This window comes from Kitasatospora sp. NPDC004272, assembly GCF_053603035.1.
In genome coordinates this window covers 1-7,899 of sequence record NZ_JBSGET010000230.1, presented here as the reverse complement: position 1 = coordinate 7,899, position 7,899 = coordinate 1, and the positions used below count along the sequence as shown (strand labels likewise).

Here is a 7,899-nt window from a genome sequence, read left to right as displayed (position 1 = left end):
TGAGTTCTCAAGGAACGGATGCTTCCTTCGACCGGCCTTCCGACCGTATCTCCGGGCGCTTCGTTCTTTCGTGTTCCCAGCTTATCAGAGGTTTTCGCCACCGTTTCACCGGTGTTTCCTCGAACTCGCTTTCGTTCGCCCCTCTCGGCGCGACTCCGGAACTGTACGGGGACCGGCGGCCGCAAAGCAAATCCGCCCCCGCGCCGGGTGGCGCGGGGGCGGAAGGGGACGCCTGGCGTCCGGAAAGGTCAGTGGACCTCGGTGATCTCGGGGCCGCGCGAGAAGGGGTCGATCGAACCGCCGGCGTACGGCGAGTCGGGCTCGGCAGGGGCGGCGGCGCCGTCCGCGACCATCTGGGCGTCCTCGGGGAGCTTGAGGACGATGGGGTCGCGGGGGGCCATGGGGACCTCGCCGCGGACCACGACGGTCTGGCGGAAGACCTCCTCCAGGAGGCCGGCCAGCTCGGGCTGGACGGCGGCCTGACCGGAGATCACGCCGCGGAGGAACCAGCGGGGGCCGTCGCAGCCGACGAAGCGGACCAGCTGGACGCCCTGGGTGCCGTCCGGGAGCTGCACGGGGACCTGGGCGCGGAGGTGCCAGCCGAGCGGGCCCTCCTCCTCCTCGACGGCGCCGCCCTGGCCGGTGATGCCGTTGGCGATCTCTTCGCGGACCTCGCCCCAGATGCCCTCCGACTTGGGGGCGGCGAACGCCTGGAGCTGGATGGCGCTGTTGCCCAGGACCAGGGTGGCGGCGACGATCGCGTCACCGGCGACCTCGACCCGCAGTTCCATGCCCTCGACGCCGGGGATCAGCAGGCCCCCGAGGTCGACGCGGCCCTCTTCGGGCTTCTCCAGTTCGGAGATGTCCCACGGCCCGTCCGGGCGCGGGGCCGGCGGGAGGCCGACCCGGTCGGCCGGGTCCGGTTCGACGTCGTTCTCGCTCTCGCTCTCGACGGAACCCTCGACGTCATCGGCCGTCTCGTCGGCGCTGATGGCGTCCTCGGCGAGCTGCTCGACAGCGTCCTCGCTCTTGCGACGACGGAACACGGTCACTGTCCTTCCCGGTCCAAGACCGAATCCAAGACCGAACGCGAATATCTGCTACCTGCTACCCATCGGACCGGCCGAAAACCGCTGCAATCGCCGATCGCACCGCTTCCGCCCGCTCGTCGTGCCGGCTCGGCGGAACCGAGACCGCGGCGCATGCTAGACCGCGGCGTGGCCTCCGGTCGACCCGAACCCGCCTTCGGCGCGGACCGAACCCGGGAGTTCACCTACCTCGTGGAAGCGCGCCTTCTCGACCTGCTGGATGACCAGCTGGGCGATCCGGTCGCCCCGCTTGAAGCTGACGGGCTCTCGGGGGTCCAGGTTGACGACGATCACCTTGATCTCACCACGGTACCCGGCATCGACCGTCCCCGGGGCGTTCACCAGTGCAACTCCGCAACGGACCGCGAGCCCGGAGCGGGGGTGCACGAACGCCGCGTAACCGTCCGGTAGCGCGATGGAGATGCCGGTGGGGAGCAGTGCCCGTTCGCCCGGGGCGAGTTCGGCGTCGACGGTGGTGCGCAGGTCGGCTCCGGCGTCGCCCGGGTGCTCGTAGGCGGGGAGCGGGATCTCCGGGTCGAGCCGGCGGATCAGGATGTCGACGGGCGGGCGGACGGGGTCGGTCACGGGTTCACCTCGAAGGCTCGGGCGCGTTTGATCTGGTCCGGGTCGTCCAGGACCTTCTGCACGTCCTCTGGACGACCGTGCGTGGTGAAGTGTTCCAGCTTCACCTGGATGAAGAGCGCCTGTGCCCGGATGGCGACCGGTCCTCCGGGGCCGCCGATGCGGCCCTCGGCGGCGCTGTAGACCTTGCGGCCCTGCACGCCCGTCACCCGGGCGTGGATGTGCAGCACGGAGTCGACGGGGACGGGGCGGACGAAGTCGGTCTCCAGCCGGCCGGTGACGGCGGGGGCGCCGAGCAGCCAGTTGAGCGTGCCGAGGGTCTCGTCCAGGGCGCTGACCAGGATGCCGCCGTGGGCCAGGCCGGGGCCGCCCTGGTGGGCCGCCTTGACGGTGAACTGCGCGGTGACGTCCAGGTGTTCGCCCGCGACGGCGGTGAGCTGGAGGCCCTGGGGGTGCTGCGGGCCGCAGCCGAAGCACTCGTCGTAGTGGGAGCCGATGAGGGTGCCGGGCGCGGGGGCCAGCGGGGAGCGGTCGGGGAGGACGGCGTCCGCGGGCGGGGTGGTGGGGGTGCTGGGTCCGTTCACGGCGCCGACCCTACCTGTCGGTAGGTTTCCGGGACAGGCACGGATCCGGCCCGGGAAACGGCCCCCGGGGGGCCGCCGCGGTGTGGGGAGCGCCCACAATGGAGGGCATGTACGAGGAACGTCTCACCGTCCCGCGGTCCTGGTGGCTGCTGCCCGTGGCGCTCGGGCTCTCGCTCGCGCTGATCCTGCTCCGGTTCAGCGGGGCGGGCGCACTGGTCGGGCTGGTGGTGGGGGTGGTCGCGGGTGCCGCCGCCCTGAGCAGCTACGGGTCGGCGCGGATCCGGGTGGTGCAGGGCTCGCTGGTGGCCGGACCGGCCCGGATCCCGGTGAGCGCGCTGGGCGCGGCCGAGGTGCTGAACCCGAAGGAGGCGGTGGCCTGGCGCTCGGTGAAGGCCGATCCGCGGGCGTTCATGCTGCTGCGCAGCTACGTGCCGACGGCGCTGAAGGTCGAGGTGACCGACCCGGCCGACCCGACCCCGTACCTGTACCTGTCGACCCGTTCGCCGCAGAAGCTGGCGGACGCGCTGGCCGGGGCCGCCGCGTCCGCGCGGGGCGCCGAGCGGAGCCGCTGAAAGGTACGCGGCCCGGGGCGCCCGGGAGCCGCCCGGGGGTCCGGGCGCGCCCCGGGGCCCGTGGAGCGGCCGGAGCACACCGAAAGGGACGGCCCCACCCGAGGGTGGGGCCGTCCCTTTCGGTCTGTCTGCGAGCCCTGCGTGGGCAGGCGCGCGGCTCGCGTCCTGCCGGGTGCGACCGCTCGGGACGGTCGCTACTACTGCCTCCGGCCCTGCTGCTCAGGGCCGGACGGGGCGGCGTACCGGGCCGGCTGAGGGGTCTCGCCCGCCCGGGCCAGTGCCGCTCCGTTTTCAGGCGCCGCAGTCCCGGCAGATCGGCTGGCCGTTCTTCTCGCTGTAGAGCTGGCTCCGGTGGTGCACCAGGAAGCAGCTCATGCAGGTGAACTCGTCGGCCTGGCGGGGCAGCACTCGAACCGAGAGTTCCTCGTTCGAGAGATCGGCGCCCGGAAGCTCCAGTCCCTCGTTGGCGTCGTACTCGTCGACGTCGACGGAGCTGGACGCCTTCTCGTTCCGACGGGCCTTGAGTTCCTCGATGCTGTCCTCGTTGAGGTCGTCATCGGTCTTGCGTGGGGTGTCGTAGTCCGTTGCCATAGTTTCGCTCTCCCCCTTTGGGTGTGTGCGGGTGTCTCCAGCGCACGTAACGCCTGGGGGGCCGGTCTTGTGCCCGACCCGAGGCCGAGATTGTGCCTTACTTCAAGCCCCGTTACTCAATCGACATCCGGACAAGGGCCCGTTGGAATGATCGAACAGGGGCCGAACACCGTCCACCGTACGGGTGAAGCGGTTCGAACCGGAACTCGTAGATCATCACGGTCCGTGGCCGACCGGCAGCACCGGGGGCGGCAACTCGGCGGCGGCAGAGGGCCCTTGGCGATCCGCCGGGGGCGCGAGACCCGAACCCCGTGATCACCCAGCGCGACGGCCTCGCCCGAACGAGTGATCACCCGATCGAGGGAGGAGGGGAAGCCTTCCGGACAGGTGTGAGGTTCGTCACATTGGGCGCGACACTGGGCTTTTGCCGCCAAAGCGGGCCTTTCGGCGCCGGCCCGCGCCGTCGAATTGTCCGCATACCCTCCGGTACGTCCGAGCGCCCCGGCCGCCCGTCGGCGGCCGGGGTCGGGAGTGGAGGATCCGGGTCCGGGTCCGGCGGTCAGCCCCTGGCGGCGGCCGCGGCGGCGCGGCGGGCGAGCAGGGCGGCCTGGCGCTCGTCGAAGCGGGTCGCCTGGGCGTCCAGACCGGCCAGGAAGGCCCCCAGCTCGTCCTGGGCGTGCTGGCCGACCGGGCCGAGGCCGGAGACCTCCATGACCTTCAGGTGGCGCAGCACGGGCTGCAGCACGTCGTCGTGGTGGATCCGCAGGTTGTAGATGCCGCCGATGGCGATCTGGGCGGCCGAGCGCTCGAAGCCGGGCATGCCGTGGCCGGGCATCCGGAAGTTGATCACCACGTCGGCGATGGCGCGCATGGCCTGGTCGGGGGCGAGTTCGAGGGCGGCCTTGAGCAGGTTCCGGTAGAAGACCATGTGCAGGTTCTCGTCGTTGGCGATCTTGGCCAGCAGCTGGTCGCAGAGCGGGTCGCCGGAGTGGTGGCCGGTGTTGCGGTGGGCGATCCGGGTGGCCAGCTCCTGGAAGGCGACGTAGGCGACGGACTGCAGCATGCTGTGCGCGTTGTCCGACTCGAAGCCCTCGGACATGTGCGCCATCCGGGCCCGCTCCAGCTCGACCGGGTCGACGGCGCGGGTGGCCAGCAGGTAGTCGCGGATCGCTATCCCGTGCCGGCCCTCCTCGGCGGTCCAGCGGTGCACCCAGGTGCCCCAGGCGCCCTCGCGGCCGAACATGCTGGCGATCTCGTGGTGGTAGCTCGGGAGGTTGTCCTCGGTGAGCAGGTTGACCACCAGGGAGATCCGGCCCAGCGGGGTGACCTTGGACTGCTCCAGCGACCACGCCTCGCCGCCGAGCACGCCGTCGAAGTCCCGCCCCTGGCTCCACGGCACGAACTCGTGCGGCATCCACTCCTTGGCCACCTTGAGGTGGCGGTTCAGCTCGGTCTCCACGACCTCCTCCAGCGCGAGGATCAGCCTGGCGTCGGTCCAGGCGGTCGTGGCGGGTCGCTGCACGGGGGCGATGGTCACGGCGTTGCTCCTGCGAGTGGGACGGGCTGACCTACGGCTGCGTAGGTTACGACACCGTAAGTTGTCGCGGCCGCAAAAGACAAGCCGCCCCTGTCCAGCGCTTATGTCGTTCCGACACGGCTGGGCAGGGGCGGCCGGGGGAAGTCCCACGGGGCCGGATCGCCTGGACGGGGGCACCGCGGGGCCGGGGGCGGTCCGGCGGCTACGGGATGCGCACCCGCACCCGCAGGCCGCCTCCGGGGCGGGCAGTGGCCTCGATGGTGCCCCCGTGGGCGCGCACCACGGAGCGGACGATGGACAGGCCGAGCCCGACGCCCTTGTCGCTGCGGGTGCGGTCGGTGCTCTTGAGCCGCCGGAACGGCTCGAAGATGTGCTCCAGCTCGTAGCCGGGGACGACCGGGCCGGTGTTGCTCACCACCAGCTCGCCGCCACCGCCGCGGACCGCCGAGGTGGTGATCTCCACCCAGCCGCCGGGGCCGTTGTAGCGGGTGCCGTTCTGCAGCAGGTTGAGCGCGATCCGCTCCAGCAGCACGCCGTTGCCGTTCGCCGGGGCGGGCGCCAGCTCGGCGCGCAGCTCGACCTCGCGGTTGGCGGCCTCCGGCCTGGTCTGCTCCATGGCGCGCTGGGCGACCTCGGCGAGGTCGACCGGGCGGCGCTCGGTGAGCTCGTTCTCGCTCCGGGCCAGCAGCAGCAGGCCCTCGACCAGCTGCTCGCTGCGCTCGTTGGTGGCCAGCAGGGTCTTGCCGAGCTGCTGCAGGTCGGGCGAGACCTCCGGGTCGGCCAGTTGGACCTCCAGCAGGGTCCGGTTGATCGCCAGCGGGGTGCGCAGCTCGTGCGAGGCGTTGGCGACGAAGCGGCGCTGCGAATCGAAGGCGCGGTCCAGCCGCTCCAGCATCTCGTCGAAGGTGTCGGCGAGTTCCTTGAGCTCGTCGTCCGGGCCGTCCAGGTCGATCCGGCGGTGCAGGTCGCTGCCGGCCACCTCGCGGGCGGTGCGGGTGATCCGGCCGAGCGGGTGGAGCACCCGGCCGGCCATCGCGTAGCCCACCGCGAAGGCGATCACGGCCAGGAAGACCAGGGCGGTCAGGGCGCGGCGCAGCAGGGTGGACAGGGCCTGGTTGCTGTTCCCCTCCTGCAGGGCGTTCATCGCCTGGTCCAGGGAGCTCTGGTCGCTGATCGTCTCGCCGTTGACGGTGATCGCCACGCCGCGGCCCAGGGTGAGGTGCGGCAGCTGGGCCTGGTCGAAGGCGGAGCGGACGAAGTAGTACATCAGCAGCAGCAGGACCACGCCCGCCATCAGGAACATCCCGCCGTAGAGCAGGGTGAGCCGGATCCGGATGGTGGGGCGCAGCGACAGCCAGGCGAACAGGCCGTCGCCGGGGTGGTAGGTGTCGTCGGCGCGGTCGCGGTCGGAGCGGCGCGGGGGGTGCGTCGGTCGCGGGGGCACCTGGTCCGGGCCCGGGGCGGGCGTGCCGGGGGCCCCGCCGGGGAGTGGCGGGGTGGTCATGGCCGGAAGTCCTCTCAGCTGGCGGGTGTTTCGGGGGTGCGGGTCACACCCGGTAGCCGGAGCCGGGCACGGTGACGATCACCGGCGGGTCCCCGAGCTTGCGGCGCAGGGTCATCACGGTGACCCGGACCACGTTGGTGAACGGGTCGGTGTGCTCGTCCCAGGCCTTCTCCAGCAGTTGCTCGGCGGAGACCACGGCGCCGCCGGCCCGCATCAGGACCTCCAGGACGGCGAACTCCTTGGGGGCGAGCTGGACGGGCTTGCCGTCCCGGATGACCTCGCGGCGGCCGGGGTCCAGGCTGATCCCGGCGCGCTCCAGCACGGGGGGCAGCGGGACGGTGGCGCGGCGGCCCAGGGCGCGGACCCGGGCGACGAGTTCGCTGAAGGCGAACGGCTTGGGGAGGTAGTCGTCGGCGCCGATCTCCAGGCCCTCGACCCGGTCGCTGATGTCGCCGGAGGCGGTCAGCATGATCACCCGGGTGGCGAGGCCCTGCTCGACCACCCGGCGGCAGACGTCGTCGCCGTGGACGAGGGGGAGGTCCCGGTCGAGCACCACCACGTCGTAGTCGTTCACGGCGATCCGCTGCAGCGCGGCCTCCCCGTCGTAGACCACGTCGACCGCCATGGCCTCCCGGCGCAGTCCGGTGGCGACGGCCTCGGCGAGCAGCTGCTCGTCCTCCACGACGAGTACCCGCACGGTGGTTGTCCCTTCTGCTGGAGCGGCCCTGGCCGTGCTCGCCCGTGCGGGCCGTTGGTGCGCCGGGCGCGGATCCGGGCAGGCGGATCCGACGGTGCCTCCATCCTGCCTGGTCGCGCGGTAAAGCAGTCGTAAGTCCGGTGCGCCGTCCGCGAAAACGGAGCGCCCGCTACCTGTTTGGACTGTGACTCGGGCAACTTTTCCGTGAGTTGGAGGTTTCCATGGAGTGGGGGTGGGGAGGACACCTGCACACCGTGATGCCGTCGCCCCGTGGCGCGTCGCGGCCACCACCACCCGCCGAGTGCCCCATCCGCACCGGCCTGGGACGGAAAGCCACCGGGTCGCGGCTCCAGTGCCGCACGAGCGCCCGACCGGAACCTGCATCCGGTCCGAGGTGCCCGCCGGGGTTTGTCGGGTCCCGAGCCGGGGGGCTGCTCGGACCGAGCCCGTCCGACACAGCAAAGGGGGCCCGTATGGACGCCTTCACCGCCGGAATCCTTCAGCGGATCAAGAACGCCGAGCAGGATCTGCACCGCGCGATCGAGTCCGGGGACGAGTTCCTGGCCGAGGTCGAGCAGTCCGAGCTGGAGGACCTCCAGCGCCTCGCCACCGAACACGGCGTGGACCCGGTCCTCGGCACGCACCGTTCCGCCGCCTGAGAAAGTGTGGGGTAATTGATCAACTGCGTGGCGTGATCCAGTGGCTGTGATCTTCGCGGTCGGGTGTCCGCGAAGATCGCCGCCA

9 protein-coding genes are annotated in these 7,899 nt (G+C 71.8%); 2 read left to right on the top strand and 7 right to left on the bottom strand.

The window, feature by feature from the left end; all coding sequences use genetic code 11:
* Window positions 1-248 precede the first annotated feature (248 nt).
* The 3 genes from ACWEO5_RS37305 to ACWEO5_RS37295 all read right to left on the bottom strand — a co-directional run bounded on the left by ACWEO5_RS37305 (window position 249) and on the right by ACWEO5_RS37295 (window position 2,254).
* Window positions 249-1,046, bottom strand: a complete 798-nt coding sequence (locus ACWEO5_RS37305) for a DUF3710 domain-containing protein (protein WP_452166526.1) — start codon at window positions 1,044-1,046, stop codon at window positions 249-251.
* 159 nt (window positions 1,047-1,205) lie between these two features.
* Window positions 1,206-1,673: a dUTP diphosphatase gene (gene dut / locus ACWEO5_RS37300; protein WP_344552587.1), complete on the bottom strand. Its 468-nt coding sequence runs from the start codon at window positions 1,671-1,673 to the stop codon at window positions 1,206-1,208.
* Window positions 1,670-2,254 (bottom strand): PaaI family thioesterase, encoded by a 585-nt coding sequence (locus ACWEO5_RS37295; protein ID WP_344552588.1) that lies wholly within the window; start codon window positions 2,252-2,254, stop codon window positions 1,670-1,672. Before ACWEO5_RS37295 ends, dut begins: the two co-directional genes overlap by 4 nt.
* 107 nt (window positions 2,255-2,361) lie before the next feature.
* Between ACWEO5_RS37295 and ACWEO5_RS37290 the strand changes: the two genes are divergently transcribed.
* Window positions 2,362-2,826 (top strand): DUF3093 domain-containing protein, encoded by a 465-nt coding sequence (locus ACWEO5_RS37290; protein WP_452166525.1) that lies wholly within the window; start codon window positions 2,362-2,364, stop codon window positions 2,824-2,826.
* Between the two features lie 291 nt (window positions 2,827-3,117).
* Here the strand turns inward: ACWEO5_RS37290 and ACWEO5_RS37285 are convergent, their stop codons facing one another.
* The 4 genes from ACWEO5_RS37285 to ACWEO5_RS37270 form a co-directional block, all read right to left on the bottom strand.
* Window positions 3,118-3,417, bottom strand: a complete 300-nt coding sequence (locus ACWEO5_RS37285) for a DUF4193 domain-containing protein (protein WP_014138508.1) — start codon at window positions 3,415-3,417, stop codon at window positions 3,118-3,120.
* Window positions 3,418-3,976: 559 nt separating this feature from the next.
* On the bottom strand, window positions 3,977-4,954 hold the full coding sequence (locus ACWEO5_RS37280; protein ID WP_344552590.1) for an acyl-ACP desaturase: 978 nt from the start codon (window positions 4,952-4,954) through the stop codon (window positions 3,977-3,979).
* A 202-nt stretch (window positions 4,955-5,156) separates the two neighbouring features.
* Window positions 5,157-6,458, bottom strand: a complete 1,302-nt coding sequence (locus ACWEO5_RS37275) for a sensor histidine kinase (RefSeq protein ID WP_452166524.1) — start codon at window positions 6,456-6,458, stop codon at window positions 5,157-5,159.
* Between the two features lie 43 nt (window positions 6,459-6,501).
* Window positions 6,502-7,155 (bottom strand): response regulator transcription factor, encoded by a 654-nt coding sequence (locus ACWEO5_RS37270; protein WP_030458051.1) that lies wholly within the window; start codon window positions 7,153-7,155, stop codon window positions 6,502-6,504.
* A 473-nt stretch (window positions 7,156-7,628) separates the two neighbouring features.
* Between ACWEO5_RS37270 and ACWEO5_RS37265 the strand changes: the two genes are divergently transcribed.
* Window positions 7,629-7,814 carry a hypothetical protein gene (locus ACWEO5_RS37265; protein WP_030458050.1) on the top strand — a complete coding sequence of 62 codons (186 nt, stop codon included), beginning with the start codon at window positions 7,629-7,631 and terminating at the stop codon, window positions 7,812-7,814.
* Window positions 7,815-7,899 lie beyond the last annotated feature (85 nt).

Excerpts from the sequence above, each read along its gene's own strand:
- ACWEO5_RS37265 (WP_030458050.1), top strand. The coding sequence starts at position 7,629 with ATGGACGCCTTCACCGCCGGAATCCTTCAGCGGATCAAGAACGCCGAG.
- ACWEO5_RS37290 (WP_452166525.1), top strand. The coding sequence starts at position 2,362 with ATGTACGAGGAACGTCTCACCGTCCCGCGGTCCTGGTGGCTGCTGCCC.
- ACWEO5_RS37275 (WP_452166524.1), bottom strand. The coding sequence starts at position 6,458 with ATGACCACCCCGCCACTCCCCGGCGGGGCCCCCGGCACGCCCGCCCCG.
- ACWEO5_RS37285 (WP_014138508.1), bottom strand. The coding sequence starts at position 3,417 with ATGGCAACGGACTACGACACCCCACGCAAGACCGATGACGACCTCAAC.